General features: G+C 34.6%; 1 protein-coding gene. It reads left to right on the plus strand.

Annotated elements, in window-relative coordinates; genetic code table 11:
* Window positions 1-1,264, plus strand: a 1,264-nt coding sequence (locus tag BU804_RS00135; protein WP_075882496.1) for a tetratricopeptide repeat protein, incomplete at its 5' end; no start/stop codon positions are given.
* Window positions 1,265-1,680: the final 416 nt, after the last annotated feature.

Here is a 1,680-nt window from a genome sequence, read left to right on the forward strand (position 1 = left end):
AAGTATAATAAACAATGGTAAAACATATATCCTTTTAGGAAGCTTTGAAAAAACATACCCTTTAAAGCGTAGAATTGGAATTGGAATATATGCAGCTTTTAAGACTTTATGTACGTTAGGCTTGGGGCTTTTTTCTGATAGTGTTCGAGAAGATTGGAAGTCTTTTTGGAGCGGTAAAAAAAGTAAAATTATTTACTCTTCTTCTCCCTCATTTTTACCAACTAAACTTTTGGCAGACCAGAACAATCCAAAAGCCCAATGCGAGCTTGGACTCATGTATAAAAATGGTCAAGTTGTCGCACAATCAGATGCAGAAGCTTTTAAATATTTTAAACTTGCTGCTGAGCAAGGGAATGCAGATGCTCAATACAACCTTGGATGCATGTATATCAGTGGGCGAGGCGTTGTGTATTCAGAGCAAGAGGCTATTAAATATTTTAAATTCGCTGCTGATCAAGGCCATGCAGATGCTCAATTCATTATTGGAATTAGATATAAAAAGGGTCGAGGTATCTCCCAATCAAATCAAGAAGCTACTAAATATTTTCAGCTTGCTGCCAATCAAGGCCATGCAGAAGCGCAGCGTGAGCTTAAGCTCATTATAGAAAGCCATGATATTGCACAAACGAATCAAGAAACTCTTAAATATTTTAAACTCGCTGCCGATCAAGGCGATGTAAATGCTCAATCCAAACTTGGAACTATGTATAAAAAGGGGTTAGGAGTTGAGCAATCCAATCAAGAAGCTATTAAATATTTTAAACTCGCTGCCGATCAAGGCGATGTAAATGCTCAATATAATCTTGCACTCATGTATGCAAAAGGAAAACGAGTCCCACAATCTGACCAAGAAGCTTTTAAATATTTTAAACTCGCTGCTGATCAAGGTGAGGCAATTGCTCAATGTGCCCTTGGATTTATGTATTTCCAGGGAAGAGGTATTACACAATCAGATCAAGAAGCCGCTAAATACTTTAAATTTGCAGCCGATCAAGGTGAGGCAGATGCTCAATGGGCTCTTGGGTTTATGTATGCCAATGGATTGAGCGTCACACAATCTGATCAAGAAGCTGCTAAATATTACAAACTTGCTGCCGATCAAGGCCATGCAGGTGCTCAATACAAGCTTGGGACTATGTATAAAAAGGGGCTAGGAGTTGAACAATCTAGTCAAGAAGCTCTGAGATATTATCAACTTGCTGCTGAGCAAGGGAATGCTCAGGCAGCAATAAAAATTGACTCTATTATTTCTCAAAACAACTAACTAAATTAGTTTAAAATCAAAATTTATCTTTTAATAAATTAAAAAGGAAATCATCTACGATTAAAATTTATAGCCGACTTTTCTCATAAATAATCTGTTTTTTTAAGCTCTAAGAGTAGCCAAAAATAAAACAATGTTTAAAATACATGTCTTTTAAAAATTTGGAAAAAAGCATATCCTTTAAAGCTTAGAATTGTGTTTAGAATGCACAAAGCTTTTAAGAATTTATCACTTTAAAGTTTAAGTTTTTTTGAAATCATTAGAAAAGAATGAAAGTCTTATTAACCTGAATTTTGAATTTATCTCTTTGATAATAAATAAGAAGAATAAAATTTAAATGACAAAGGACCTCTGCATCATTTAAAACATTTGTTTTCCCAAGCTAATGTTTAATATGACATGAGAGGTCAAAATGG

It is taken from the genome of Candidatus Protochlamydia sp. W-9 (assembly GCF_001950615.1).
GTDB lineage: Bacteria > Chlamydiota > Chlamydiia > Chlamydiales > Parachlamydiaceae > Protochlamydia > Protochlamydia amoebophila.